A 25,742-nucleotide genomic window follows, 5' to 3' on the forward strand; every position below is an offset into this window, starting at 1 on the left:
GACAGTCGATGCGCACGCCGCTGATTGCCGGCAACTGGAAGATGAATGGCTCGACCGAGCTGGTCGAGGCCTTCGGCCGGACCTTCTCCAGTGCCGCGCTGCCGAGTTCGCTGGAAGCGGCGATCTTTCCGCCCTATCCCTATCTGGAGGCGGCGCGGCGTGCCTTCGCCGAGACGCCATTGCGACTCGGCGCCCAGACGCTCAATCCGCTCCACTCCGGCGCCCATACCGGCGAGGTGAGCGGGCGCATGCTGCGCGAGTTCGGCGTCTGTTATGCGTTGGTGGGCCACTCCGAGCGACGCCAGCTCTACCGCGAGAGTGATGAGCAGGTGCACGACCGCCTGCTGGCCGCCCTCGGTGTCGACATCACGCCGGTGCTCTGTGTCGGCGAGACCCTCGAGGAGCGTGATGCCGGTCACACCATGCAGGTGGTGCTGCGCCAGGTCGGTTATGTGATGGCGCGGCTGGAGCCGGAGCAGCGTGAGCGCGTGATCATCGCCTATGAGCCGGTATGGGCCATCGGCACCGGCCGTACCGCGACGCCGGAGCAGGCTCAGGAGGTGATGGCCGGCATCCGCGACTACCAGGCCGGCTTCGATCGCGACCTGGCGGCCGCTCTGCGGCTGCTCTACGGCGGTAGCATGAACGCGGGCAATGCGGCGGAGCTGCTTGCCCAGCCCGATATCGACGGCGGCCTGGTGGGCGGTGCCTCGCTCAAGGTCGACGATTTCCTAGCCATCTGTCAGTCAGCAGGTTGATTCCATGCAAGTTGCCATTCTCATGATCCACGTGGCGATCGCCATCGCCCTGGTCGTCCTGATCCTGCTGCAGCAGGGCAAGGGGGCCGAGGCCGGTGCCGCCTTCGGTGGCGGTGCCTCCCAGACCGTGTTCGGCTCCCGCGGCAGCGGCGGCTTCCTGTCGAAGTTCACCGCCTTGCTGGCAGCGGCCTTCTTCGCCACCTCCCTGACTCTGGCCTGGTTCGCCAGCCAGGCCGGTGATGCCCCCGAGGCGGGAATTCCCGACTCGCGGCTGATCGAGCAGCAGAACAGTGTGCCGACCCTTGACGACGAGGGCTCGAGCATGGATAATGCTGCGCCAGTGCTGGAGGGCAGCGACGAGTAGCTCGCTGCGCAGTTTCCAGCCTCCCCTGATGCCGAAGTGGTGGAATTGGTAGACACGCTATCTTGAGGGGGTAGTGACCTTACGGTCGTGCGGGTTCAAGTCCCGCCTTCGGCACCATCTGATTCATCGCGACGCCCATGCAGTTTTCGAGCGTCGACGATCCTTCAGAAGCAGGATTGGCAACGCGGTGTGCGCCCCTTGACGGATTCGTCAGTGGCGTGTAATATCACCGACCTAGATTGATGCGGGGTGGAGCAGTCTGGTAGCTCGTCGGGCTCATAACCCGAAGGTCATCGGTTCAAATCCGGTCCCCGCTACCATCTTCCGGCAGGTGCCTGGCGAACAGTAGCATGTTCGTGTGAAGGGGCAGCTATATTACCGGAGTGGTCTACAGGTTTCTTGTGAAAGCCCCTTCCTGTGAAGGGGCTTTTTGTTAGCAGCTTGCCCAGGGCGCCAGGCGCCAGGGCACTGTTCCGGGCAATGCCAATCAGCCACCTGACTTCCCAGTTCACTCCCGGCCAGGTGCCTGATGCAACGGCTGTAGGAGTCTATTCCGTGGCTACCAAGGATGCAGCGCTACACGCATTGATCGACCCCGTGGTCACCGCCATGGGCTTCGAGCTGTGGGGCATCGACCATCTCTCCCAGGGCAAGCACTCGCGTCTGGTGATCTACATCGATCACGAAGACGGCATCAACGTCGACGACTGTGCGGATATCAGCCGCCAGGTCAGTGCCCTGCTCGATGTGGAGGATCCGATCCACGGCGAGTATCGCCTCGAGGTCTCCTCCCCGGGGATGGATCGCCCGCTGTTCACCCTCGATCAGTTTTCCCGCTATCGCGGCCACGAGGTGGCGCTGAAGTTGCGCGCACCCTTCGAGGGGCGTCGCAAGTTCCAGGGCCTGCTGGCCGGCGTGGAGGGCGATGAGGTGCTGCTGCAGGTCGATGGCGAGGAGTATTGTTTTCCCGTCGATGGCATCGATCAGGCCCGCGTGGTGCCCCGTTTCGAGGACTAGCCCGCGGTTCAAGGATTCGGCCTCCCCCGGGAGGCATGTTGAGCAACAGCTCGAGAACAGGTTTTCTGGCGAGGCAAAGGCATGAGTAAAGAGATTCTGGCGGTCGTCGATGCGATCTCCAACGAGAAGGGGGTTCCCCGCGAGGTGATCTTCGAGGCCGTCGAGGCGGCCCTGGCCAGCGCGTCGCGCAAGCGCTTCGAGGACGAGGAAGCCAGCGTACGGGTGCATATCGATCGCAGCACCGGCGATTATGAGACTTTCCGCCGTTGGGAAGTGGTCGAGGACGATGACTTCGACGGCCCCGATCACCAGATCAAGCTCACCTTCGCCGAACGTCGCGACCCGCCCCTGGGCTTGGGCGACGTGGTCGAGGAGAAGATCGAGAACGCCGACTTCGGCCGCATCGCCGCCCAGACTGCCAAGCAGGTGATTGTGCAGAAGGTCCGTGAGGCCGAACGCGCCGAAGTGGTGCGCCTCTACGCCGACCGCGAGGGCGAGCTGGTCTCGGGCATCGTCAAGAAGACCACCCGCGACGGGCTGATCATCGATCTGGGGGATAACGCCGAGGCGTTCCTACCGCGCAGCGAGATGATTCCCGGCGAGCGCTATCGCATGAACGAGCGGGTGCGTGCCCTGCTGATCAAGGTCGACGCGGAGGCTCGCGGTGCGCAGCTGATCCTGTCGCGTACCTGCCCCGAGCTGATCATCGAACTTTTCAGCATCGAGGTCCCGGAGATCGCCGAGCAGCTCATCGAGATCAAGGGTGCCGCCCGCGATCCGGGCTCGCGAGCCAAGATCGCCGTCAAGACCAACGACCGCCGCATCGATCCGGTGGGCGCCTGCGTCGGCATGCGCGGCTCGCGGGTCCAGGCGGTCTCCTCGGAGCTGCAGAACGAGCGTGTCGATATCGTGCTGTGGGACGACAATCCGGCCCAGCTGGTGATCAACGCCATGGCACCGGCGGATGTCGCCTCCATCCTGGTCGACGAGGATGCCCACGCCATGGATGTGGCCGTCGCCGAGGACAACCTGGCCCAGGCCATCGGCCGCAGCGGCCAGAACGTGCGCCTGGCCTCCGAACTCACCGGCTGGCGGATCAACGTCATGACCGAGGCCGAGGCGGAGGACAAGCGCGACCAGGAGATCGACAGCCTGGTGGAGCACTTCGTGCAGCACCTCGACATCGACGACGATGTGGCGCGCCTGCTGGTGGAGGAGGGCTTCACCACCCTGGAGGAGATCGCCTACGTCCCGGTCGAGGAGATGCTCGAGATCGAGGAGTTCGACGAGGAGACCATCGAGGAGCTGCGCGCTCGCGCCAAGGACGAGCTCCTCAACCTCGCCATCGCCTCCGAGGAGGAGCTGGACGGTGCCCAGCCGGCCGACGACCTGCTGGAGATGGAAGGCATGGAGCGCCACCTGGCCTTCATCCTGGCCAGCCGCGGGATCGTCAGCATGGAGGATCTGGCCGAGCAGTCCGTCGATGACTTGCTGGATATCGAGGGCATTGACGAGGAGCGTGCCGCGTCACTGATCATGACTGCCCGTGCGCCCTGGTTTGAGAACGAGTAGTTCGCATACGAACCGCTCGAAGGCGAATAGCGTGCAGACAAGGGTCCGATGCCCCGCGCTCGGACCGGCAGTATTCGAAGCGAACAGAATTGGGGTCACGGGCTCAGGAGGGTCTACATGTCAGACATGACCGTTAAGGATTTTGCAGCTAAGGTGGGACGCGACGTTCCCCGCCTGCTGGAACAGATGAAAGAAGCCGGGCTCAAGCACAAGTCCGAGGGTGATGCCGTGTCCGAGGAGGACAAGCGTCAGCTGCTCGACTACCTGACCAAGAGCCATGGCGGCGACGCCGAAAAGGCCGCGCCGAAGAACCGCATCACCCTGACGCGCAAGACGCGCAGTCGCATCAACACCGGTGAGCGTGGCAAGACCATCGAGGTGCAGGTGCGCAAGAAGCGCACCTACGTCAAGCGCGCCGAGGAAGAGAGCAAGCCGGAGCCGGTGGAGGACACCGGGCCGCGTCAGCTGGTCGGTGACATGGCCGACTCCCAGCAGGCCCAGGCCGCCAAGGAGGCCCGCGAGGCCGAGGAGGCCAAGGCAAAGGCCGCGGAGCAGGCCGCCCAGGAGGCTGCCGCCAAGCTCGAGGCCCAGAAGGCTGCCGAGGTTCCCGATATTCCGGTACCCGAGCTCGAGACTCCGGCACCCTCCGACGAGCCGCCGGCTCCCCCCAAGGAGGGTCGCTCCGATCGTCGCACCGCACCGCCCAAGAAGGCCGCGGCCAAGAAGGGTCGCCACGAGCGTGACGACGACGACCGCGAGGAGCGGCGTCGTGGCGGCGGCAAGAAGGCCAAGCGCGCCGAGCGCCGCGGCGGTCGCCGTGGTGGCAGCAGCCAGGGCGGTGGCAAGCACGGTTTCCAGAAGCCGACCCAGCCCATCGTTCGCGAGGTCTCGATCCCCGAGTCGATCAGCGTTGCCGACCTGGCCGACAAGATGTCGATCAAGGCCAACGAGGTCATCAAGACCATGTTCACCATGGGCGCGGCGGTGACCATCAACCAGACCATCGATCAGGACACCGCGGCCATCGTGGTCGAGGAGATGGGCCACAAGCCCAAGCTGGTCAAGGATGATGCGCTGGAAGAGGAAGTGCTGGAGAGCATCTCCTACGAGGGGGAAGAGCTCACTCGCGATCCGGTCGTCACCGTGATGGGTCACGTCGACCACGGCAAGACCTCGCTGCTCGATTACATTCGCCAGGCCAAGGTGGCCACCGGCGAGGCCGGCGGCATCACCCAGCATATCGGCGCCTACCACGTCGCTGCCGAGAAGGTGAACGGCTCTCACGGTGTGACCTTCCTGGATACCCCCGGACACGCGGCCTTCACCGCCATGCGTGCCCGCGGCGCCAAGGCCACCGACGTGGTCATCCTGGTGGTGGCCGCCGATGACGGCGTGATGCCCCAGACCATCGAGGCGGTCGAGCACTCCAAGGCTGCCGGCGTTCCCATGGTGGTCGCCGTCAACAAGATTGACAAGCCGGCCGCCGACCCGGACCGCGTCAAGAATGAGCTCTCCCAGCACGGCGTCATCTCCGAGGAGTGGGGTGGCGACACCCAGTTCGTGCACGTCTCCGCCAAGACCGGCGAAGGCATCGACGAGCTGCTCGAGGCGGTGCTGCTGGTCTCCGAGGTGCTCGAGCTCAAGGCCGTGCCCGAGGCGCCCGGCAAGGGCGTGGTGGTCGAGTCGCGCCTGGACAAGGGCCGCGGCCCGGTGGCCACCGTGCTGGTCCAGAACGGTACCCTGAAGAAGGGCGATATCGTGCTGGCCGGCCTGCACTACGGCCGCGTGCGTGCCCTGACCAACGAACTCGGCAAGCAGGTCGACGAGGTCGGCCCGGCGATGCCGGTGGAGATCCAGGGCCTCGACGGCACCCCCGAGGCGGGTGACGACTTCATGGTGCTGGCCGACGAGAAGAAGGCCCGTGAGGTCGCCAACTTCCGTCAGGGCAAGTACCGCGAGGTGCGCCTGGCGCGCCAGCAGAAGGCCAAGCTGGAGAACATGTTCAGCCAGATGGGCCAGGAGGTCGCCGCCAAGCTCAATATCGTGCTCAAGGCCGACGTCCAGGGCTCGCTGGAAGCGATCAAGGGGGCACTGGAAGAGCTCTCCACCGACGAGGTGGAAGTGGCCGTGGTCTCCTCCGGGGTGGGTGGCATCACCGGCACCGACGCCAACCTGGCGCTGGCCTCCGAGGCCATCGTGATCGGCTTCAACGTGCGTGCCGACGCCGCCGCCCGCGAGATCATCGAGCGCGAAGGCCTCGACCTGCGCTACTACAGCGTCATCTACCAGCTGATCGATGAGGTCAAGCAGGCGATGACCGGCATGCTGGCACCGGAGTGGAAGGAAGAGATCGTCGGTGTGGCCGAGGTCCGCGACGTCTTCCGTGCGCCCAAGATCGGCGCCATCGCCGGCTGCATGGTCATCGAGGGCAGCGTGCACCGCAACAAGAAGATCCGTGTGCTGCGCGACGACGTGGTCATCTACGAGGGCGAGCTCGAGTCGCTGCGCCGCTTCAAGGACGACGTCCAGGAAGTGCGCAACGGCATGGAGTGCGGCATCGGCGTGAAGAACTACAACGATGTCCAGGTCGGCGACAAGATCGAGGTCTTCGATCAGGTCAAGGTCGAGCGGACCCTCTAAGGGCTCGAGGAGTCGTACATGCGCGAGTTCAAGCGTACCGACCGGGTGGCCGACCAGCTCCAGAAGGAGCTGGCGGTACTCATCCAGCGCGAGGTCAAGGATCCGCGCCTGGGCATGGTCACCGTCAGCGGGGTCGAGGTCAGCCGTGACCTCGGCTATGCCGATGTCCATGTGACCCTGCTGGGTGAGGATACCCCGGAGCGCATCAAGGAGAACCTCAAGGTTCTCAAGCAGGCCGCCGGCTTCCTGCGCGGGCAGATCGCCCGGCGCATCAAGCTGCGCCACGTGCCGGAGCTGCGCTTTCACTATGACGAGAGCGTGGTCCGTGGCCAGCGCCTCTCCTCGCTGATCGACGAGGCGGTGGAGAGCGATCGCGTCCGTCACGGCGATGAGTCCTCCCCCGAGGACGAGGGCGAGCGCGGCTGATGGCGCGTCGACGTCGCGGCCTGCCGGTCAACGGGGTGTTGCTGTTGGACAAGCCTGCGGGCATGTCCAGCAACCATGCCCTGCAGCGGGCCAGGCGCCTGTTCCAGGCGCAGAAGGCGGGTCACACCGGAACGCTGGATCCGATGGCGACCGGCCTGTTGCCGGTGTGCTTCGGCGAGGCGACCAAGTTCTCCGCCCACCTGCTGGCGTCCGACAAGGTCTATCGCACCCGAGTGGAACTGGGCGTGGTCACCGACACCGGCGACGCCGAGGGTGAGGTGGTCGAACGTCTGGCGGTGCCGGCGCTGAACGCCACCGACGTGGAGTCGGTACTCGCGCGCTTCCAGGGCGAGATCGAGCAGGTGCCGCCGATGTACTCGGCGCTCAAGCACCAGGGCCGCAAGCTCTACGAGCTGGCCCGCGAGGGCAAGTCGATCGAGCGTGCAGCACGCCGCGTGACGGTGTATGATGCGCGGCTCGTTGCCTTCGAGGGCAGCGCCTTCGAGCTCGAGGTAAAGGTCAGCAAGGGCACCTATGTGCGCACCCTGGCCGAGGATATCGGTCGCGCTCTGGGCAGCGGCGCGCATATCAGTGTGCTGCGTCGCCTGGCCACCGGTCCCTTCGGCGCCGAGGGCATGCTGACCCTCGAGGCGCTGACGGCACTGCCCGACCAGGACGCCCGGGAAGCGACGCTGCTGCCGGTGGACATCCTGGCCGCGCACTTGCCGCGGCTCGAGGTCGACGCCGACGCGGCCCGGCGACTGACCCACGGTCAGTCGGCCCGGGCGGACACCGGCGGCCTCGCCGTCGGCGATACGGCAAGACTCTACTGTGACGAGGCCTTCCTGGGTCTCGGCGCGGTAACGACGCCACAGGAGGTGGCGCCGAAACGGTTGCTGAGCACCGCAACCGACTAGGGAGCAACGCGGAGACTGCAAATATGCGTGGTCTCACACATTCATCATTCAGGCATATTGCTTACTGGAGAGACAGATGGCACTCACAGCCGAACAGAAGGCCTCAATCGTCAACGAATTCGGTCGTGGCGATAACGATACCGGTTCCCCCGAAGTGCAGGTTGCCCTGCTGAGCGCCAACATCGATGGCCTGCAGGACCACTTCAAGACCAACAAGCAGGATCACCACTCCCGTCGTGGCCTGATCCGCATGGTCAACCAGCGCCGCAAGCTGCTGGACTACCTGAAGCGCAAGGACTTCGAGCGCTATCAGGCTCTGATCCAGCGTCTGGGCCTGCGTCGCTAAGCGACGTACCTCACGCGGCAGAGAAACGGGCGGCCTTCGGGTTGCCCGTTTTGCGTTGGTAAGTCCGCGATTTCACTTAGTTATCGGAGTCATACACAGCGAGGGACGCTGGGGGCAAGCCGAAGAGGAGGTCCTACGCCAGGGATGGCGTCGGTAGCGTACAGGGAGGTATTCACAGCGCCTCCTCGCAGGCTTGCCGCCAGGTCAGGCCCGAGCGATGCATGGTGATGCAATACCCAGGAAATGTCGCTATCCGGTGGCCGCGGGACGCGTCAACCCCTAAAATGGTCGGCGAGTCGAAACGACCCAAACACAGAAAAGTAACGTTGAAGGAAGTCGCCGTGAATCCGGTCAAGAAGACATTTCAGTACGGTCGCAGCACCGTCACCCTGGAAACCGGGCGCATCGCCCGCCAGGCCACCGGTGCCGTGATGGTCACCATGGACGATACCGTGGTGCTGTGCACCGTGGTCGCCAAGAAGGAGGCCAATCCTGCCCAGCCCTTCTTCCCGCTGGGGGTGTTCTACCAGGAGAAGACCTACGCGGTCGGCAAGATCCCCGGCGGCTTCTTCAAGCGCGAGGGGCGTCCCACCGAGAAGGAGACCCTCACCTCGCGGCTGATCGACCGCCCGATACGCCCGCTGTTCCCCAAGGGCTTCATGAACGAGGTGCAGGTCGTCTGTACCGTGCTCTCCACCGACCGCAACCATGACCCGGATATCGCGGCGCTGCTGGGTACCTCCGCGGCCCTGGCCATCTCCGGCGTGCCCTTCAATGGCCCCATCGGTGCGGCCCGCGTCGGCTTCGACGAGGAGAAGGGCTACTTCCTCAACCCCACCGTGGAGGAGCTCGCCAGCTCCGAACTGGACATGGTCGTTGCCGGTACCGAGAAGGCGGTACTGATGGTGGAGTCCGAGGCCGATGAGCTGCTCGAGGACGAGATGCTCGGCGCCGTGCTCTATGGCCACCAGGAGATGCAGGTGGCGATCCAGGCCATCAACGAGCTGGTCGCCGAGGCCGGCAAGCCGAAGTGGGACTGGCAGCCACCGGCGGAGAACACCGCCCTCAAGGCCGCCGTGGCCGAGGCCTTCGAGGCCCGCGTGGGCGAGGCCTATCGCATCACCGACAAGATGGCCCGTCAGGACGCCCTCTCCGCCCTCAAGGCCGAGGCGGTCGAGCAGCTGGCCGGCGAGGAAGAGGGCAAGTTCGACAGCGATGAGGTCAAGGGTGCCTTCGCGAGCCTGGAGAAGCGCGTGGTGCGCCATCGCGTGGTCAAGGGCGAGCCGCGTATCGACGGCCGCGACCACAAGACCGTGCGTCCGCTGGATATCGAGGTCGGCAGCCTGCCCAAGACCCACGGTTCGGCGATCTTCACCCGTGGCGAGACCCAGGCCATCGTGGTCGCCACCCTGGGCACCCTGCGCGACTCCCAGCTGATCGAGTCGCTGGAGGGCGAGCGCAAGGACCGCTTCCTGCTGCACTACAACTTCCCTCCCTACAGCGTGGGCGAGGCCGGCTTCATGGGCGGCCCCAAGCGTCGCGAGATCGGCCATGGCCGCCTGGCGCGTCGCGGCGTGCAGGCGATGCTGCCCGACGAGGCGGACTTCCCCTACACCATCCGCGTGGTCTCCGAGATCACCGAGTCTAACGGCTCCAGCTCCATGGCTTCCGTATGCGGCTCCTCGCTGGCCCTGATGGACGCCGGCGTGCCGATGAAGGCCCCGGTGGCGGGTATCGCCATGGGCCTGGTCAAGGACGCCGATGGCTTCGCCGTGCTGACCGATATCCTCGGTGACGAGGACCACCTCGGCGACATGGACTTCAAGGTGGCCGGCTCCGCGGATGGCGTCACCGCCCTGCAGATGGACATCAAGATCGAGGGCATCAACGAGGAGATCATGGAGCAGGCGCTGCAGCAGGCGCTGGAAGCGCGCCTCGGCATCCTTGAGCAGATGAATGCGGTGATCGCCCAGAGCCGCGCCGAGGTCTCCGAGAACGCCCCCTCCATGGCGACCATCAAGATCGCCCCGGACAAGATCCGCGATGTCATCGGCAAGGGCGGCGCCACCATCCGCAAGATCTGCGAGGACACCGGCGCCTCCATCGACCTGGACGACGACGGCACCGTGCGCATCTACGCCGAGGACAAGTCGGCGGCCAAGGCGGCCATCGATACCGTGCTGGCGATCACCGCCGAGCCCGAGATCGGCAAACTCTACCGCGGCAAGGTGGTGCGTATCGCCGACTTCGGTGCCTTCGTCAACATCATGCCCGGCACCGACGGCCTGGTGCACATCTCCCAGATCGTGCCGGAGCGAGTCAACGACGTGCGTGACTTCCTCAACGAGGGCGACGAGCCCATCGTCAAGGTGCTCGATATCGACAACCGCAACCGGGTGAAGCTCACCATCAAGGAGATCACCCCGGAAGAGAAGGCGGCATTCGAGGCAGAAGCGGCCGCCGAGCCCGAGCTGTAAGAACCGCCTTCGGCGAGCTGAAAGCTGTAAGCTGTAAGCCTGAAGCTGGAAGAAAACCGCCCCCGCAGCCTGGCTGCGGGGGCGGTTCTTTATTTCTGGCTTATAGGAGGCGCTGATTCATGTCGCGAGCGATGAGAGGCTGATCGCCGCCGGAGCGCAGGAACCGGAGTGTAGCTCGCTACATGAGGATTCCGAGCACCGCCGGCGGTCAGGATATCGAGCGCAGCAATGAATCAGTGTTTCCTCAGCGCTCGATGGCGAGCGCCACGCCCTGCCCACCGCCGATGCACAGGGTGGCCAGGCCCTTCTTGGCGTCGCGGGCGATCATCTCGTGGACCAGCGTCACCAGGATGCGGCAGCCGGAGGCACCGATGGGGTGACCGATGGCGATGGCACCGCCGTTGACGTTGATCTTGCTGGCATCCCAGCCCAGCTCCTTGTTGACGGAGAGTGCCTGGGCGGCGAAGGCCTCGTTGGCCTCGATCAGGTCGAGGTCGTCGATACTCCAGCCGGCCTTCTCCAGGCAGCGGCGGGTGGCCGGGGCCGGGCCGATGCCCATGATGGCGGGGTCGACGCCAGCATTGCTGTAGGCCTTGATGCGGGCCAGCGGCTCGAGGCCCAGGGCCTTGGCCTTCTCAGCGCTGCACAGCATCACCACGGCGGCGCCGTCGTTGATGGAGGAGGCGTTGCCGGCGGTAACGGTGCCATCCTTCTTGAACGCCGGACGCATGCCGGCGAGCTTCTCGGCTGTCACGTCGCGTGGGCCCTCGTCGGTGTCGAAGACGACCGGGTCACCCTTGCGCTGGGGGATCTCCACCGGGACGATCTGCCCCTTGAACTTGCCCTCGCGAATGGCGGCGGCGGCCTTCTGCTGGGAGCCGGCGGCGAACTCGTCCATCTCCTCGCGGGTGATGCCGTACTTCTCGGCCAGGTTCTCGGCGGTGATGCCCATATGGTAGTTGTTGAAGGCGTCCCACAGGCCGTCATGCACCATGCTGTCCACCGCCTTCCAGTCGCCCATGCGCTGGCCGTTGCGCGAGTTAGGCAGCACGTGGGGCGAGGCGGACATGTTCTCCTGGCCGCCGGCGATGATCAGCTCGGCGTCACCGCAGCGGATCGCCTGGGTGGCCAGGTGCAGCGCCTTGAGGCCTGAGCCGCACACCTTGTTGATGGTCATGGCCGGCACGGCCTCGGGCAGGCCGGCCTTGATGGCCGCCTGGCGTGCGGGGTTCTGGCCGACACCGGCGGTCAGTACCTGGCCGAGCAGCACCTCGTCCACCTGATCGCCGGCCACACCGGTGGTGGCCAGAAGGTCCTTGATGACCACGGCGCCCAGGTCGCTGGCAGGGATGCCGGCCAGGGAGCCGCCGAAGGAACCGACGGCGGTACGGCGGGCGGCAACGATAACCACTTCTTGCATGTGAGCACTCTCCTCGCTGGAAAGACGGGCTTGCGGCCTTGTCGCGACAGCCTGACACGACCGGGACTTTCAGCATAGGGGAGTCTTGTGCGGCGCCGCAATGTTTGCATGGCGGCAATTGGTGGTAGGCGAGCGCCCAGGAGAGGATTCGGGCGGCAACCCGGCTTGCACCGGCGGGTTACCGCCCCGGGGCTCAGGCCATCTGGACGGGGATGGCGTGGCTGGTGTGGCTGACGTGGTTGCCTTCCTGCAGGTAGACCAGGGCGGGCTGGTGGCTCTCGAGCTCGGCGTCACTGTAGTGGGCATAGCTGCAGATGATCACCCGCTGACCTTCGCTTGCCAGGTGGGCGGCAGCGCCGTTCACCGAGATCACCTTCGAGCCCTCCTCGGCACGGATGGCGTAGGTGGTGAAGCGCTGGCCATTCTCGACGTTGTAGATCTGGATCTGCTCATTCTCACGGATGCCGGCCATGTCGAGCAGCTCACCGTCGATGGCGCAGGAGCCCTCGTAGTTGAGCACGGCGTGGGTGACGCGGGCCATGTGCAGCTTGGCCTTGAGCATGATGGTGTACATGGAAACAGGGTCCTCCAGAGGGCTGCCTCAGCGGGGCAGGGTCAGGGTCAGGTTATCGATCAGCCGGGTGGTGCCCAGCCGGGCGGCGGCGAGCAGCACCGCCTCGCGGGTGGCGGTGGTGGCCGGCCCGAGATCGGCGGCGCGCAGCTCCAGGTAGTCGGGCTCGAAGCCGGCCTCTTCCAGGCGTGTCCGGCCCTGCTCGAGGAGCGCGGACGGGGCGCTTCCGGCCTCCAGGCCCTCGCGCAGTTCGCACAGGGTGGCGTAGAGGCGCGGGGCGATGGCTCGCTGCTCGGGGCTCAGGTAGCCGTTGCGTGAGGAGAGTGCCAGGCCGTCCTCGGCGCGCACGATGGGCACGCCGACGATCTCGATCGGGAAGTGCAGGTCGGCGACCATGCGGCGGATCACCGCCAGCTGCTGGTAGTCCTTCTCGCCGAAGCAGGCGAGGTCGGGCTGCACCAGGTTGAAGATCATGCCGACAACCGTAGAGACGCCATCGAAGTGGCCGGGGCGCGAGGCGCCGCACAGCCCTTCGCTGACCTCGGGGACCACGATGCGGGTCTGGGCTTCCAGGCCGCGGGGATAGAGAGTGGTGGTATCCGGGGCGAACAGCAGGTCGCAACCGGCCGCCTCGAGTCGCGCCTGATCCTCTTCGAGGGTGCGCGGGTAGGCCTCGAGGTCCTCGCCGGCGCCGAACTGCAGCGGGTTGACGAAGATGGTGGCGATCACTACATCCGCCCGCTCGCGGGCGGCGGCGACCAGTGCCAGGTGGCCGTCGTGGAGGTTGCCCATGGTGGGGACCAGGGCGATGCGCTCGCCGCGACGACGGGCGTCGCCCAGCGTCTCGCGCAGGGCGGATATCTCTCTCAGGGTTCGCATGACAACCTTCCGGCTAGAAGCGGTACTCGAGACCGTGTTGAAAAACCGTCATTAAAAGCAGTGCTCCTCGGCGGGGAAGCGCCGCGCCTTGACGTCCTCGTGATAGCGACGGAAGGCGCCGTGGATGTCCTCGGCCTCGGCCATGAAGTTCTTGACGAAGCGCGGCTTGCGGCCAGGAGTGACGTCCAGCATGTCGTGCATGACGAGTATCTGGCCATCGGTGTCGGGGCCGGCACCGATGCCGATCACCGGCACATCGAGGGCTTCGGTGATGGCGCGCCCCAGGCTCGCCGGCACGCACTCGAGCAGGATGACCGAGGCGCCGGCCTCGACCAGGGTGCGGGCGTCCTCGAGGATCTGGCTGGCGCGATCGGCATCGCGTCCCTGCACCTTGTAGCCGCCCAGCTGGTAGACGGTCTGTGGCGTCAGGCCCAGGTGGGCGCACACCGGCACGCCACGGCGGGTCAGCTCACGGATACCGTCGGCCATCCACGCCTCGCCCTCCACCTTGACCAGCTCGGCCCCGGCGCGCATCAGCTCGCCGGCGTTCTCCAGCAGGCGCTCGGTGCTGGCATTGCCCATGAAGGGCAGGTCGACCATCAGCAGGCTGGCGCCCTTGCCACGGGCCACGCAGCGGGTGTGGTAGCAGATCTCCTCCAGGGTGACCGGCAGGGTGCTGGCGTGGCCCTGCAGGACCATGCCCAGGGAGTCGCCCACCAGCAGCACCTCGATGCCGGCATCGCTGGCGGCCCTGGCGAAGGAGGCGTCGTAGGCGGTCAGGGAGCTGAAGGTGTCACCGGCGCGCTTGTAGGCCTGCAGCGTGCTCAGGGTGATGGGTTTCATGGCGTGCTCTCTCGTTTGTGACGTCGGGTCGCGGCGCGGGGACCGGCCCGTGTAACCCGCGATTGTTACCTGAAAGGCCGCGTTGTGTCGATGGGTAACACTTATCGTCCATTGAACCCGCTGGGTAACACTCGCAGTGTCGCTGCGTCGGCATGAGCGGCCTCCAGGTCGGCCAGCCGCCGGCCATCCGGCAGCCGCATCCGCGGCTCCACCGCCAGCAGCGGCACCAGCACAAAGGCGCGCCGGGCCATCTCCGGGTGCGGCACCGTCAGGCGCGGCAGGCAGAGGGTGCTGTCATCGAACAGTAGCAGATCCAGGTCGAGGGTGCGGGGCCCCCAGCGGCGGCTGCGGATCCGGCGGTGGCGCTGCTCCAGGGCTTGCAGCTGGTCGAGCAATGCCAGCGGCGAGAGACGGGTCTCCACGCAGGCTACGGCATTGATGAAGTCGGGCTGATCCTGGGGACCGACGGGGCGACTGGCATACAGCTTTGATGCGGCGATGCGACGCGTCAGGGGCAACCGGTCGAGTGCCTCGAGGGCCCGGGCGACCTGCGCCTCGGGATCCTCGAGGTTGCTGCCCAGGCCGATCCAGGCGCGCTGCATGCTCATGCCTCGGGGCTACCACCATCGTTATCGCGGCGTGGCTTGCGCCGGCGGCGGCGCTTCTTGCGGCCGGGTTTGCCGCTACCGGCGGGGTTGGCGCCGGCCTTGTCGAGCAGGCGGGCCTGCTCGTGTTCATCAGCTTTCTGGAAGGCGGTCCACCAGTCGCCGAGGCCGGGCTGGAGTTCGCCGGCCGCCTCGCGCAGCAGCAACAGGTCATAGGCGGCGCGGAAACGCGGGTGCTCCCGGGTTTGGAATACCCGGCGACCGCGGCGCAGCGGCAGGCGTTGCTGGAGGTCCCAGATGTCGCGCATGGGCAGGCTGAAACGCTTGGGGATCGACACGTGCTGGAGCTGGCGCGAGACCACCTGCTGGGAGGCGGCCTGCAGCGCCGGGATCGGCGGCAGGCCCCTGGCCTCCTGTTCGGCCTGACGCTGCACCACCGGCCCCCACAGCATGGCCGCAAACAGGAAGGCGGGGGTCACCGGACGCTCCTCGAGGATGCGTCGATCGGTGCTGGCCAGGGCCTCCTCGACCAGGCGCTCGGCCCAGGGCAGCTCATCCATGGCCTCGGCGGCCTCGGGGAAGAGCATCTCGAACAGGCCGTAGTGTCGCAGCAGTCGGAACGTCTCGACGCCGTGACCGGCCATGAACAGCTTGAGCACCTCGTCGAACAGACGCGCCGGGGGGATCTGCAGCATCAGGGGGGCGAGCTCGCGGATCGGCGCCTCGCTGTCTGGGGCCAACTGGAAGTCGAGCTTGGCTGCAAAGCGCACAGCACGCAGCATGCGCACCGGGTCCTCGCGATAGCGGGTCGCCGGGTCGCCGATCAGCCGCAGGGTGCGCGCCTCGATGTCGCGAACGCCGTTGGCGAAGTCGTGGATCGAGAAGTCGGCGATGCTGTAATAGAGGGCGTTGATGGTGAAGTCGCGGCGCAGGGCATCTTCCTGGATGTTGCCCCAGACGTTGTCGCGCAGCAGCAGGCCGTCGTCGGACTGCTGGGCGATATGGTCGGCGTGGTCGTCGCCGGGCTTGCCGCGGAAGGTGGTGACCTCGATCACCTCGCGGCCAAAGCGCACGTGGACGATGCGAAAGCGGCGACCGATGATCCGCGAATTGCGGAACAGCCCCTTGACCTCCTCCGGCGTCGCGTCGGTGGCGACATCGAAGTCCTTGGGCATGCGTCCCAGCAGGGAGTCGCGGATGCAGCCGCCGACCAGATAGGCCTCGAAGCCGGCGTTATGCAGCCGATAGAGGACCTTGAGGGCGGCATCGCTGAAGTGCTGGCGCGATACCGGGTGCTCCTCGCGGGGAATGACGCGCACCTCGGGCACGCCGGCGGCGGCCTCGGTACCGAACAGCGACTTCAGGCTCTCGCCGGGGCTCTGCAGAAAACGGGTAAATCCTTTGAACATGCGGCGATATCGACTCGCAAGGCGGAGAAAGCTCGTGGAAAGCGTATAAAAGCGTTGAGTGTAGCGGACCCCCGTAAGCTTGCATAGCGCAGGACGCCTGCCGAGCGGCCACACGTAGAAGGGGGAGGCCGATGGCCTCCCCCTCAAGCAACGGTGCAGCATCCCTGCTGCTGGTTCTTCTTCGTGATGGCACATCGCCTTGAATACGCACCACAGTCACCAAGGAGTACAGGCAAGCAGTGTTGTTATCCTTGTTGGCGCTCCCGGGGGTAACCGCCTCGTATTCAAAACAATAATCCAACCACGACGGCAGAAAATCTGCCTTCCCCCGGCGTCTTGGTATTGTTCCCGGGGGTGCGCCTCGCTTGCCCATTGTTCTTGTTGTGGGCGTGGCTGGCGCGTCGCGTCCTGAGTCTTCCGGTGCCTCGGGTTGCTGTTGTTGTTGGGGCCGAGGGGCCGGGCACGTCATTCAGTTGTTCTTGTTGGTCTCGTGCCTGTAGCGGCACTCGCCCACGCTGTTGGCATTGTTGTGGTGGGCGTCTGTCATCCGGGCTGCACTGTTGTTGTTGTGGCGGGCAGCGGATGACGCCGGAACTTGTTTTTCTTGCCCTGTTATATAGCAGGCGGCATGCCAGGCTATGTTTTTTTTATTTTATTCATAGAGTTACTGGTGTCGATGAAAAGGGCGTCGTCGGATGCGGGCGTGAGTGTTACCCGGATGGCACCGTGTTGGGGCCCTGTCTGTGTGGGACGGTAACAAATGGTGCGTGGCTGGCCCGGAAGCTGCCCCCGGGCGTCGACAGGAGGCGAGGAGAGAGCTCTTGCACCTTGGTCGAAGGTGCCTCGCTTCGAGCACGCCCTGGCCGGGCGAAGGGTGGTCGCGGCCTGGTCAGCAGGGGGGGCAGGAATCAGTCGGCCCTGCGGCGGGGGCTCTTCTTGCGGGGAATGCCGAGGCGCTGGCGCCGTTCCCAGAGCGACTTGCGGCTGATGCCGAGCTTCTGGGCCAGCTCGGTCTCGCTCATCTGGTCCTGATGCTCCAGCACGAAGTGCTGGAAGTAGTCCTCCAGGGAGAGGTCGTCCTCGGGTGCGCTCTCCTCCTTGTCGTCCGCGGGTGCCTCCGGGGGTGGGGTAGGGCGTCGGGCCATCGCCGGGGCCCCGCCGGCCGCGGAGAGGCCCAGGTCATCGGGGTGGATCAGATGGCCCTCGGCGAGGATCACGCCGCGCTCCAGGGCGTTCTCCAGCTCACGCACATTGCCGGGCCAGGGGTAGTGGCGAATCTCGTCGCGTGCGGCCCGGGAGAGGCGCAGCCCCTCGCGCTCATGGCGCCGGCAGGCCTTCTCCAGCAGGGCGTCGGCGATCAGCAGCACATCATCCTCGCGCTCGCGCAGGGGCGGCAGGTCGATCTGCATCACGTTGAGGCGATAGTAGAGGTCGAGGCGAAATTCGCCGGTCTTCGACAGCGACTGGAGGTCACGGTGGGTGGCGGCGATCAGGCGCACATCGACGTGACGGGTCTCCACCGAGCCGATCTTGCGGATCTCGCCCTCCTGCAGCACGCGCAGCAGCCGCGCCTGGGCGTCCAGGGGCAGCTCGCCGATCTCGTCGAGGAACAGGGTGCCGCCGTCGGCGGCCTCCACCAGGCCGGTACGGGCCGCACTGGCCCCGGTAAAGGCGCCCTTCTCGTGGCCGAACAGTTCCGACTCGATCAGCGTCTCGGGAATCGCCGCGCAGTTGACGCAGATCAGCGGCGCCTGGGCGCGCTTGCTCTGCTGGTGCAGGGCGCGGGCCACCAGCTCCTTGCCGGTACCGGACTCCCCCTGGATCAGCACGGTGACATCGGCCGGGGCCGTCTTGCGGATCCGCGAATAGACTCGCTGCATCGCCTCGCAGTGACCGATCATCGGCCGCGCCTGGCCATCGGGTTCGGCGACGTCGGGGGGCTCGGCACGCAGGCTGCCCTGCTGGTGGAGCACCCGGGCCACGGTCTCGAGCAGTTCATCGTGGTCGAAGGGCTTGGCCACATAGTCCACGGCACCCAGCTTGAGCGCGTCCACGGCCGAGCGCATGCTGGCATAGCTGGTCATGATCAGCACCGGCACCGGAGCAGCGCGGGCGATCAGCTCGGTACCGGGCTCACCCGGCAGGCGCAGGTCGCTGATCACCAGGTCGAAGCGCTGCGGATCCAGGGCCATGGCATCGGCGACCGAGCCTGCCTCGTCGACCCGGTAGTCGTGGCGCTCGAGCAGCCGGCGCAGCGCGCGGCGGATAATGGCTTCGTCTTCTACGATCAGGATCCGGCTCATCGGGGTGTTTCACCCTCCTTCTGGTGGCGCGGCAGCCACAGGCTGATGCGGGTGCCGCGCTCGCGTCCCGGTGGTGGAGATTCGACCTCCAGGTTGCCGTGGTGCTCGGCGACGATGCTGTAGACCAGCGGCAGGCCGAGGCCGGTGCCTTCGCCAGGGGGCTTGGTGGTGGTGAAGGGCTCGAAGAGGTGGTCGCGCACGCTGGGGTCGATACCTGCCCCCTCGTCGGTGACGCTGATCCTCAGCCCCGCGCCCTCCGGGACCGCCTCGATGGTCACGCCATCCCCCGGCTCGCTGGCATCGCGGGCGTTGCCCAGCAGATTGACCATCACCTGGAGCAGGCGCTGGGCGTCGCCCTCGACCCGCTCCGCCGCCGGGCAACGGTTGTCGAAGCGCACATCCTCCCTCGAGCGGGCGAGATGGATCAAGTGGATGGCCTCGTCGACCACCTTGGCGATGCCAACCGGGGCGAGTTCGCGGCCGGCCAGGTGACGCCCGCCATGGGCGAAGCCCACCAGCGAGGAGACGATGCGCGAGACGCGGTCGGTGAGCTGCTGGATCTGCTCGGTGGTCTCCAGCACCTCGGGGTCATCGGTCTCGTAGCGCAGGTTCTGGGCCAGCGAGGAGATGCCGGTGATGGGGTTGCCGATCTCGTGGGCGACCCCGGCGGCCAGCTGGCCGATGGAGGCCAGGCGGGCGGCGTGGACCAGCTCGTCTTCCAGCCACTTCATCTCGCTGTGGTCCTCGACCAGGATCACCATGCCGCCGGGCTCGTTGTCGCTGCCCTCCAGGGCGGCCTTGTGCAGGCTCAGGTAGCGTGTGGTGCCGTCCAGGCTGACAGGCTGCTTGTAGAGGTGGCTGCCGGGCTCCGCGATGATGCGTCCCAGCAGTTCGCCCCAGGGGGCAGGCAGGCTCTCGCGCCGTGCGCCGACCACACCGCCGCCCTCGATGCCCGAGAGCCGGGCCAGGGCATCGTTCCACATCAGCAGCTCACCATCCTCGCCGAAGGCGCACAGCCCCACCGGTAGCCGGGTCAGGGTGCGGCGGTGGTAGCGGCGCAGGCCGTCGAGCTCCCGGGCGAGACCGGTGAGCCGCGAGCGGTAGGCTTCCAGGCGGCTCTCCACGAAGTGGATGTCCTCGGTGGCGCCGGGACCATCCTGGCGGTAGGGCAGGTAGCGGTCGACGATGTCCTGGGCCACCGAGGGACCCATCAGCCCCGAGAGGTTGGCCTGCAGGCGGTCGCGCAGCCGGCGCAGTGCATAGGGGCGGCCGTCCAGTGGTGACAGGCCCAGGTCATCCAGGGCGCGATCCACCTCGCGGGCCGCCACCGACTCGCCCAGGGCGCGTGCCAGGTACGACTTGAACTCCTCGCCGTTGGCGGCCTCCAGCGGCAGCCGCTTGGGGCGGATCACTGCGTCCACCGAGCAGGCCTCGGCGGCGGCGCGCTCCCCCTCGGAGGTCGGGGTGGCCAGGGAGACCACGATGAACACCAGGGCGTTGCTCGCCAGCGAGACCAGAGTCACCGCATACCAGGCGGGCTCGCCGGCCAGCGCCTCGAGTCCCGGAGGAATGATCACCAGGGCGGGCAGTCCGGTCAGCAGCGGCAGCCACAGCCCGGCGAGCCACACCAGGATGCCGCTGGCCAGCCCGGCCAGCATGCCCCGCCGGTTGGCGCCCGGCCAGTAGAGCAGGGCCAGCAGGCCGGGCAGGCACTGCGCCATGCCCACGAAGGCGGCAAGCCCCAGGCTGGTCAGGTCGTGGTGCACGCCGACGATGCGATAGAACAGCCAGCCACCGAGCACCACGGCGGCGACCAGGCCGCGGCGCAGCCAGCGCAACCAGCGGTAGAGGTCGTGGTGGGCCTCGGGAGGGTGCGCCACCAGGAAGACATGGTTGACCAGCATGCCCGACAGCGCCAGGGCGATCAGCAGCGTGGTAGCACTGGTGGCGGCCAGGCCGGCGAGGAAGGCCAGGGCCTGGAGTGCCACCGACTCGGAGAGGCCGAACGCCAGATAGGCGGTACCCAGGGGACCATCGGCGCCCAGCCGCTGGCCCGCCCACAGGATCAGCGGCACCGGCAGCGCCATCAGCAGCAGGAACAGCGGCAGTGCCCAACTGGCCTGCAGCAGGGTGTGGCGCGAGCGGGTCTCGGTGAACACCAGGTGGAAGATGTGCGGCATCAACAGGCCGGCGAAGAACAGCAGCAGCAGCGAGCGCCAGTGCGCCGGGTCGGTCTGGACCACGCTGGCCTGGAAGGCCTGGCCAGGACCCTCGAGCCACGCCTGGACGTCGGCGGGACCCTCGAACACGGCGAACAGCGCGAAGGCACCCAGGCCCAGCATGGCGGAAAGCTTGATCAGCGAGGAGAGTGCCATCACCGCCAGCAGGCTGTCGTGCTGGCCGTCGATGCGCCGTCGACCCACGAAGGTCATGTCGAACAGCGCCAGCAGCACGCAGAAGACCAGCGCCAGCGTTGCCGGCGAGGCCGCGCCGGTCATCAGGTAGATGGCGTTGCCCATGGTCTGCACCTGCAGCGCCAGCAGCGGCAGTACCGCCAGCAGGCTGACCAGGGTGATCAGGGTGCCGACCCAGCGCGAGCGATAACGGAAGGCGAAGAGGTCGGCCAGCGAGGCCAGCTGATGGGTGCGTACCATGCGCTGGATCGGCACCAGCAGCACCGGTGCCAGCAGGAAGGCGCCGGCCACCCCCAGGTAGTAGGTCAGGTAGCCGTAGCCGGAGGTGGCGGCCAGCTCCAGGCTGCCATAGATCGCCCAGGCGCTGGCGTAGACTCCCAGCGCCAGGGCGTAGACCAGCGGGTGGCGGGTGATGCGCGTGGGGATCCAGCCGCGATCCACGGCCAGGGCGCAGAGCCACAGCAGCAGCAGGAAGCCGGCCCCCACGCCGAGCATGGTCGCCAGGCTAGCGTTCATCGAGCTTCCTCTTCTGCTCAAGCCACACGGTCAGGGCGATCAGCACGCCCCAGATGACGAAGGGACGGTACCAGGCGACGCCGGGAGTGGCCCAGCCGCTCATGATCAGTGGCGAGAGCAGGTAGCCACCGAGCACCAGGAACAGCATCAGCCGATAGACGTACATGGAGCCTCCTTCTCTTTCAGCGCGCCGCTACCCCGGCGTGTCGGTGAGCGGGCGCTCGGCCTGCGGGCGGATGCGTGCCACCGACCAAGCCTCCAGGCCCCAGGCAAGCTGCTCGGCCACCGGGGCGGTGGCCAGGGCGTCCGGTGGGGCCTGGTCCAGCGCTGCCAGGGCGGCGTGCAGCAGCGGGCGCACGCTGGCATCGTCGGCGGGCAGGGCCGGTGCCAGGTTCTGCTTGGAGAGCTTCTGGCCGCCTTCGCCGGTGATCAGCGGCAGGTGCAGGTAGCGCGGCTCGGGATAGCCCAGGGCGTGCTGCAGCTGGCGCTGCCAGGGGGTATTGTCGAGCAGGTCGAAGCCGCGCACCACGTCGCTGATGCCCTGGTCGGCGTCGTCCACCACCACGGCGAGCTGATAGGCCCACAGGCCATCCTTGCGCTTGAGCACCACGTCGCCGAGCTCGGCCGGGTCGAAGCACTGTTCGCCGAACAGGCGGTCCTGCCATACCACCGGGCGCAGCCCCAGGTCGCTGCGCAGCCGCCAGGCCACCGGCTTGTCGGGTTCGCGCACGCCGTCGCGGCACCAGCCGGGATAGATGGGGAAGTCGCGCCACTGCTTGCGTGAACAGCTGCAGGGGTAGGCGAGGCCCAGTGCGGTCAGCCGCTCGAGGGCGGCCTGGTAGGCGTCGCCGCGATTGTGCTGCCAGAGCACCGGGCCGTCCCAGTGCAGGCCGAAGGCCTCCAGCTGGCGCAGGATCGCGTCGGCGGCGCCGGACGGGCAGCGCGGCGGATCGATATCCTCGATGCGCAGCAGCCACTCGCCCCCGGCGCGGCGGGCATCCAGGTAGCTGGCCAGGGCCGCCACCAGCGAGCCGAAGTGCAGCGGCCCGGAGGGGGTCGGGGCGAAGCGTCCGCGGTAGTGGCTCATGGGCGGCTCCGGGTAGCGGATACGCGGACGGGCACCCAGGGGTGCCCGTCACGGAGGGTCGGCCAGGCCATCGGCATGCCCGGATCAGCCGCCCAGCTGCTTTTCCTTGAGCTCGGCCAGCGTCTTGCAGTCCACGCACAGGGTGGCCGTGGGACGGGCCTCCAGCCGGCGAATGCCGATCTCGACGCCACAGGCCTCGCAGAAGCCGTAGTCGTCCTCGTCGATCTTCTCGAGGGTCTCGTTGATCTTCTTTAGCAGCTTGCGTTCGCGATCCCGGGTGCGCAGCTCCAGGCTGAAGCCCTCCTCCTGGGTGGCGCGATCGGCCGGGTCGGCGTAGTTGTTCGCCTCCTCCTGCAGGTGGCGCACGGTACGGTCGACCTCCTCCATGAGCTCCTGCTTCCAGCCCAGCAGGATCTGCCGGAAATGCTCCAGCTGCGCCTCGTTCATGTACTCTTCACCCGCCGCAGGTTCGTAGGGGGTGAACTTCTTGGGCGCTTCCGTTTTCTTGTCGGCTACTGGCATGGGACTGCCTCATTACTTGAGTGACTGCTGATCAATACCCGCTGCGATGCAAGGTATCTCACGCCAAAGGCATGCTTGTTTAGCCGAAAAGGCGCGGGGTTGCAACCTCGGGCACGCCATTGGCTGCGATCCTGCCACCAAAGTCGCTACACTAGGGCCTTCGATGACACGATCTTTTGACCACGCCGCGGGGTCCCTGGCTCCCCGGCGTACTGGCCTACCGACAGGAGTCCTGCCATGGCGTGGAGCCCGCGCATCGACCAGGTTGCCCCCTTCCGGGTGATGAGCCTGCTGGAAACCGCCCAGGCCCGCGAGGCGGCCGGCCACGACGTGATCCACCTGGAGGTGGGCGAGCCGGACTTCGCGACCCCGGAGCCGGTTGTCGCCGCCGGACAGGCGGCGCTGGCGGCGGGACACACTCGCTACACGCCGGCGGCCGGGCTGCCCGCCCTGCGCGAGGCGATCGCCGGCCAGTATGCCGAGCACTTCGGTGCCGCCGTCGACCCCCGCCGTATCCTGGTCACCCCCGGTGCCTCCGGGGCGCTGCTGCTCGCCAGCCAGCTGCTGGCCGGCCCCGGCGACCGGGTGCTGATGGCGGACCCCAACTACCCCTGCAACCGCCACTTCATGGCCCTGGCCGGGGCCGAGGTGGATGCCGTGCCTGTGGGGCCGGCGAGCGGTTGGCAGCTGGACGCCGAGCTGGTAGCAGCGCACTGGCACGACGCCACCCGCCTGGCGATGCTCGCCACGCCCTCCAACCCCACCGGCCATATGCTGGATGCGGGGCAGCTGGCGGCGGTGGCCGAGACGGTGGCAGCGCGGGGTGGCCACCTGCTGGTGGACGAGATCTACCAGGGGCTCTGCTATGACCTCGAGCCACTCTCGGTGGCGTCGATCACGCCGGACGCCTTCGTGGTCAACAGCTTCTCCAAGTACTTCGGCATGACCGGCTGGCGCCTGGGCTGGCTGCTGGCGCCGGAAGAGGCGGTGGAGCCGCTGACGCGGCTGGCCCAGAATGTCTTCCTGGCCGCCCCGACCCCGGCCCAGCACGCCGCCCTGGCCGCCTTCACCACGCAGACTCGGGGCATTCTCGAGGAGCGTCGGGCCGAGCTGGGCCGGCGCCGCGATGCCCTGCTGGCCGGGCTGGCGCGGCTCGGCCTGGCGCCCTCGCTGCCGCCCCAGGGGGCCTTCTACCTGTGGCTCGACATCTCCCGCTACAGCGACGACAGCCAGGCCTTCTGCCGGCGCCTGCTGGAGGAGGAGAACGTGGCCATTACTCCGGGGATCGACTTCGCCCTGCAGGGTGGTGAGCACCATGTGCGCATCGCCTTCACCACCGGGGTCGAGCGCCTGGAGGAGGCGGTGAGTCGCCTCGAGCGCTTCCTGGCGCGCCAGTAAGGAGCCACATGGACTATCCCGAACTGCTGCCCGGCACCCTGCTGCGTCGCTACAAGCGCTTCCTGGCTGATGTGCGCCTCGACGATGGCCGCGAGGTGGTGGCCCACTGCCCCAATACCGGCTCCATGCGAGGGGTGAACGTGCCGGGCTGCCGGGTGTGGCTGTCACCCAGCGATAACCCGAAGCGCAAGCTGGCCTGGACCTGGGAGCTGATCGAGCTGCCCCAGCCCGACGGCCGCCTGGCCATGGCCTCGGTACAGACGGGGCGCGCCAACCGCATCGTCGAGGAGGCGCTGCGCGCCGACAGGGTGCCATCGTTGACCGGCTATGCCGAGCTGCGACGGGAGGCGCCGGTGGCCTGTGCGGGGGAGAAGGCCTCGCGACTCGATTTTCGCCTCGACGACCCCGAGCGTGGCACGGCCTTCGTGGAGGTCAAGCAGGTGACCCTCAGGGAGCCCGACGGGCACGGCTACTTCCCCGACGCGGTGAGCGAACGCGGCAGGAAGCATCTGGAGGTGCTGATGGACCTGGCCGAGGCGGGGCAGCGTGCGGTACTGCTGTTCTGCGTGGCCCACGAGGGGATCGATGCCGTGGCGCCGGCCGAACACCTGGATCCCGCCTATGCTCGAGCGCTGCGCGAGGCAGCAACACGCGGTGTGGAGGTGCTGGCGCAGCGCTGCGAGATCCGGCGCGAGGGCAAGCGTCCGGTGGCGATCCATCTGGGCGAGGGGCTGCCGGTGGACCTGGAGCGGCGCTTCACCGCGTAAGGCGTGCTAGCGGTCGATATAGAAGCGCTGGATGAAGCGCACGCGGGCCGGCTCGGCGTTGCGGTCGTGGTACACCTCCAGGTCGAAGCGCATCGGCTCGTCATCGTCGATGCGGAACACCGCTACCTGGGAGGGAGTGTCGCCGATGCGCAGGGTGCGGAAGCTCAGTGGGCTGCCGTCGTCATCCTCGGCCACTCCGCCGACCCGGCCATCGACCCGGGCGGGCACGCTGCGGGTGGTGCCGTCCTCGCGCTCCTCGAGCACGCTGACATTGAGCAGCGCCATCGCCGGACTGCGCTGGATCTGGTGTTCGCGGGCCACCGCTTCGGGCAGGAAGCTGGTGGTCACCGCGCTGTAGTGGATCTGGACGTCGCCTACCTGCTCGAACTGCTGGGCGGCGGCCTGGCCTGCCAGCAGCGTCAGTGCGCCCGTCAGCAGCGCGCTCAGGATGCCTCGCTTCATCGTCTTCCCTCTCTTTCCGTCAATTACCG

23 protein-coding genes and 2 tRNA genes are annotated in these 25,742 nt (G+C 67.3%); 13 read left to right on the forward strand and 12 right to left on the reverse strand.

The features are described from left to right. The first annotated feature begins 8 nt into the window (after positions 1–8). From tpiA to pnp, 11 genes are all read left to right on the forward strand, one after another. Complete coding sequence (gene tpiA, locus GRB96_RS01525) at positions 9–758, forward strand: triose-phosphate isomerase (RefSeq protein ID WP_161430131.1); 750 nt, start codon at positions 9–11, stop codon at positions 756–758. A gap of 4 nt (positions 759–762) precedes the next feature. After that, the gene (gene secG / locus GRB96_RS01530; RefSeq protein WP_161430132.1) at positions 763–1,122 is read left to right on the forward strand and encodes a preprotein translocase subunit SecG; all 360 of its coding nucleotides are present in this window, start codon (positions 763–765) and stop codon (positions 1,120–1,122) included. Positions 1,123–1,152: 30 nt separating this feature from the next. Continuing rightward, a tRNA-Leu gene (locus tag GRB96_RS01535) sits at positions 1,153–1,239 on the forward strand. 126 nt (positions 1,240–1,365) lie between these two features. Next, positions 1,366–1,442 (forward strand) — tRNA-Met (locus tag GRB96_RS01540). A gap of 235 nt (positions 1,443–1,677) precedes the next feature. Beyond that, complete coding sequence (rimP, locus tag GRB96_RS01545; protein ID WP_161430133.1) at positions 1,678–2,139, forward strand: ribosome maturation factor RimP; 462 nt, start codon at positions 1,678–1,680, stop codon at positions 2,137–2,139. An 81-nt stretch (positions 2,140–2,220) separates the two neighbouring features. Next, complete coding sequence (nusA, locus tag GRB96_RS01550; RefSeq protein WP_161430134.1) at positions 2,221–3,711, forward strand: transcription termination factor NusA; 1,491 nt, start codon at positions 2,221–2,223, stop codon at positions 3,709–3,711. A 117-nt stretch (positions 3,712–3,828) separates the two neighbouring features. Beyond that, positions 3,829–6,351 carry a translation initiation factor IF-2 gene (infB, locus tag GRB96_RS01555; protein WP_161430135.1) on the forward strand — a complete coding sequence of 841 codons (2,523 nt, stop codon included), beginning with the start codon at positions 3,829–3,831 and terminating at the stop codon, positions 6,349–6,351. Between the two features lie 18 nt (positions 6,352–6,369). Next, complete coding sequence (gene rbfA, locus GRB96_RS01560; RefSeq protein WP_161430136.1) at positions 6,370–6,777, forward strand: 30S ribosome-binding factor RbfA; 408 nt, start codon at positions 6,370–6,372, stop codon at positions 6,775–6,777. Continuing rightward, on the forward strand, positions 6,777–7,694 hold the full coding sequence (gene truB, locus GRB96_RS01565) for a tRNA pseudouridine(55) synthase TruB (RefSeq protein ID WP_161430137.1): 918 nt from the start codon (positions 6,777–6,779) through the stop codon (positions 7,692–7,694). The genes rbfA and truB overlap by 1 nt, the downstream gene beginning before the upstream one ends. 76 nt (positions 7,695–7,770) lie before the next feature. Beyond that, positions 7,771–8,040 carry a 30S ribosomal protein S15 gene (gene rpsO, locus GRB96_RS01570; protein ID WP_161430138.1) on the forward strand — a complete coding sequence of 90 codons (270 nt, stop codon included), beginning with the start codon at positions 7,771–7,773 and terminating at the stop codon, positions 8,038–8,040. A gap of 341 nt (positions 8,041–8,381) precedes the next feature. Continuing rightward, complete coding sequence (gene pnp / locus GRB96_RS01575) at positions 8,382–10,517, forward strand: polyribonucleotide nucleotidyltransferase (protein WP_338073997.1); 2,136 nt, start codon at positions 8,382–8,384, stop codon at positions 10,515–10,517. A gap of 244 nt (positions 10,518–10,761) precedes the next feature. On the opposite strand, the gene GRB96_RS01580 is transcribed toward pnp, so the two are convergent. The 11 genes from GRB96_RS01580 to dksA all read right to left on the reverse strand — a co-directional run bounded on the left by GRB96_RS01580 (position 10,762) and on the right by dksA (position 23,086). Next, entirely contained in the window at positions 10,762–11,937 is a 1,176-nt protein-coding gene (locus GRB96_RS01580; protein ID WP_161430140.1) for an acetyl-CoA C-acetyltransferase, read from the reverse strand. A 193-nt stretch (positions 11,938–12,130) separates the two neighbouring features. Next, positions 12,131–12,511, reverse strand: a complete 381-nt coding sequence (gene panD / locus GRB96_RS01585) for an aspartate 1-decarboxylase (protein WP_161430141.1) — start codon at positions 12,509–12,511, stop codon at positions 12,131–12,133. Between the two features lie 27 nt (positions 12,512–12,538). Next, on the reverse strand, positions 12,539–13,387 hold the full coding sequence (gene panC / locus GRB96_RS01590) for a pantoate--beta-alanine ligase (protein WP_161430142.1): 849 nt from the start codon (positions 13,385–13,387) through the stop codon (positions 12,539–12,541). A gap of 51 nt (positions 13,388–13,438) precedes the next feature. Beyond that, entirely contained in the window at positions 13,439–14,230 is a 792-nt protein-coding gene (gene panB / locus GRB96_RS01595; protein WP_161430143.1) for a 3-methyl-2-oxobutanoate hydroxymethyltransferase, read from the reverse strand. A gap of 101 nt (positions 14,231–14,331) precedes the next feature. After that, on the reverse strand, positions 14,332–14,832 hold the full coding sequence (gene folK / locus GRB96_RS01600) for a 2-amino-4-hydroxy-6-hydroxymethyldihydropteridine diphosphokinase (RefSeq protein ID WP_205743566.1): 501 nt from the start codon (positions 14,830–14,832) through the stop codon (positions 14,332–14,334). Between the two features lie 2 nt (positions 14,833–14,834). After that, positions 14,835–16,244, reverse strand: coding sequence for a polynucleotide adenylyltransferase PcnB (gene pcnB, locus GRB96_RS01605; protein WP_161430145.1), 1,410 nt, complete (start codon positions 16,242–16,244; stop codon positions 14,835–14,837). A gap of 908 nt (positions 16,245–17,152) precedes the next feature. Next, a complete protein-coding gene (locus tag GRB96_RS01610; protein WP_161430146.1) occupies positions 17,153–18,547 on the reverse strand; it encodes a sigma-54-dependent transcriptional regulator in 1,395 nt (464 codons plus the stop codon). Further along, positions 18,544–21,477, reverse strand: coding sequence for an ATP-binding protein (locus GRB96_RS01615; RefSeq protein ID WP_161430147.1), 2,934 nt, complete (start codon positions 21,475–21,477; stop codon positions 18,544–18,546). Before GRB96_RS01615 ends, GRB96_RS01610 begins: the two co-directional genes overlap by 4 nt. Continuing rightward, complete coding sequence (locus GRB96_RS15505) at positions 21,467–21,643, reverse strand: hypothetical protein (RefSeq protein WP_170293762.1); 177 nt, start codon at positions 21,641–21,643, stop codon at positions 21,467–21,469. Before GRB96_RS15505 ends, GRB96_RS01615 begins: the two co-directional genes overlap by 11 nt. Before the next feature lie 27 nt (positions 21,644–21,670). Continuing rightward, positions 21,671–22,564 carry a tRNA glutamyl-Q(34) synthetase GluQRS gene (gene gluQRS / locus GRB96_RS01620; RefSeq protein ID WP_161430148.1) on the reverse strand — a complete coding sequence of 298 codons (894 nt, stop codon included), beginning with the start codon at positions 22,562–22,564 and terminating at the stop codon, positions 21,671–21,673. 84 nt (positions 22,565–22,648) lie between these two features. Continuing rightward, a complete protein-coding gene (gene dksA / locus GRB96_RS01625; protein ID WP_161430149.1) occupies positions 22,649–23,086 on the reverse strand; it encodes an RNA polymerase-binding protein DksA in 438 nt (145 codons plus the stop codon). A gap of 237 nt (positions 23,087–23,323) precedes the next feature. Here dksA and GRB96_RS01630 point away from each other — a divergent pair, with 237 nt between their 5' ends. Together GRB96_RS01630 and sfsA are read left to right on the forward strand one after the other, a co-directional pair. Continuing rightward, the gene (locus GRB96_RS01630) at positions 23,324–24,484 is read left to right on the forward strand and encodes a pyridoxal phosphate-dependent aminotransferase (RefSeq protein WP_161430150.1); all 1,161 of its coding nucleotides are present in this window, start codon (positions 23,324–23,326) and stop codon (positions 24,482–24,484) included. 8 nt (positions 24,485–24,492) lie between these two features. Continuing rightward, positions 24,493–25,251: a DNA/RNA nuclease SfsA gene (gene sfsA / locus GRB96_RS01635; protein WP_161430151.1), complete on the forward strand. Its 759-nt coding sequence runs from the start codon at positions 24,493–24,495 to the stop codon at positions 25,249–25,251. Positions 25,252–25,257: 6 nt separating this feature from the next. Here the strand turns inward: sfsA and GRB96_RS01640 are convergent, their stop codons facing one another. Then, positions 25,258–25,713 (reverse strand): DUF4426 domain-containing protein, encoded by a 456-nt coding sequence (locus tag GRB96_RS01640; RefSeq protein ID WP_161430152.1) that lies wholly within the window; start codon positions 25,711–25,713, stop codon positions 25,258–25,260. Between the last annotated feature and the right edge of the window lie 29 nt (positions 25,714–25,742).

Origin of the sequence: Halomonas alimentaria (assembly GCF_009902005.1) — a bacterium.
Lineage (GTDB): Bacteria > Pseudomonadota > Gammaproteobacteria > Pseudomonadales > Halomonadaceae > Halomonas > Halomonas alimentaria.

Excerpts from the sequence above, each read along its gene's own strand:
- tpiA (WP_161430131.1), top strand. The coding sequence starts at position 9 with ATGCGCACGCCGCTGATTGCCGGCAACTGGAAGATGAATGGCTCGACC.
- secG (WP_161430132.1), top strand. The coding sequence starts at position 763 with ATGCAAGTTGCCATTCTCATGATCCACGTGGCGATCGCCATCGCCCTG.
- nusA (WP_161430134.1), top strand. The coding sequence starts at position 2,221 with ATGAGTAAAGAGATTCTGGCGGTCGTCGATGCGATCTCCAACGAGAAG.
- infB (WP_161430135.1), top strand. The coding sequence starts at position 3,829 with ATGTCAGACATGACCGTTAAGGATTTTGCAGCTAAGGTGGGACGCGAC.
- rbfA (WP_161430136.1), top strand. The coding sequence starts at position 6,370 with ATGCGCGAGTTCAAGCGTACCGACCGGGTGGCCGACCAGCTCCAGAAG.
- truB (WP_161430137.1), top strand. The coding sequence starts at position 6,777 with ATGGCGCGTCGACGTCGCGGCCTGCCGGTCAACGGGGTGTTGCTGTTG.
- rpsO (WP_161430138.1), top strand. The coding sequence starts at position 7,771 with ATGGCACTCACAGCCGAACAGAAGGCCTCAATCGTCAACGAATTCGGT.
- GRB96_RS01580 (WP_161430140.1), bottom strand. The coding sequence starts at position 11,937 with ATGCAAGAAGTGGTTATCGTTGCCGCCCGCCGTACCGCCGTCGGTTCC.
- panD (WP_161430141.1), bottom strand. The coding sequence starts at position 12,511 with ATGTACACCATCATGCTCAAGGCCAAGCTGCACATGGCCCGCGTCACC.
- panC (WP_161430142.1), bottom strand. The coding sequence starts at position 13,387 with ATGCGAACCCTGAGAGAGATATCCGCCCTGCGCGAGACGCTGGGCGAC.
- panB (WP_161430143.1), bottom strand. The coding sequence starts at position 14,230 with ATGAAACCCATCACCCTGAGCACGCTGCAGGCCTACAAGCGCGCCGGT.
- folK (WP_205743566.1), bottom strand. The coding sequence starts at position 14,832 with ATGCAGCGCGCCTGGATCGGCCTGGGCAGCAACCTCGAGGATCCCGAG.
- pcnB (WP_161430145.1), bottom strand. The coding sequence starts at position 16,244 with ATGTTCAAAGGATTTACCCGTTTTCTGCAGAGCCCCGGCGAGAGCCTG.
- GRB96_RS01610 (WP_161430146.1), bottom strand. The coding sequence starts at position 18,547 with ATGAGCCGGATCCTGATCGTAGAAGACGAAGCCATTATCCGCCGCGCG.
- GRB96_RS01615 (WP_161430147.1), bottom strand. The coding sequence starts at position 21,477 with ATGAACGCTAGCCTGGCGACCATGCTCGGCGTGGGGGCCGGCTTCCTG.
- GRB96_RS15505 (WP_170293762.1), bottom strand. The coding sequence starts at position 21,643 with ATGTACGTCTATCGGCTGATGCTGTTCCTGGTGCTCGGTGGCTACCTG.
- gluQRS (WP_161430148.1), bottom strand. The coding sequence starts at position 22,564 with ATGAGCCACTACCGCGGACGCTTCGCCCCGACCCCCTCCGGGCCGCTG.
- dksA (WP_161430149.1), bottom strand. The coding sequence starts at position 23,086 with ATGCCAGTAGCCGACAAGAAAACGGAAGCGCCCAAGAAGTTCACCCCC.
- GRB96_RS01630 (WP_161430150.1), top strand. The coding sequence starts at position 23,324 with ATGGCGTGGAGCCCGCGCATCGACCAGGTTGCCCCCTTCCGGGTGATG.
- sfsA (WP_161430151.1), top strand. The coding sequence starts at position 24,493 with ATGGACTATCCCGAACTGCTGCCCGGCACCCTGCTGCGTCGCTACAAG.
- GRB96_RS01640 (WP_161430152.1), bottom strand. The coding sequence starts at position 25,713 with ATGAAGCGAGGCATCCTGAGCGCGCTGCTGACGGGCGCACTGACGCTG.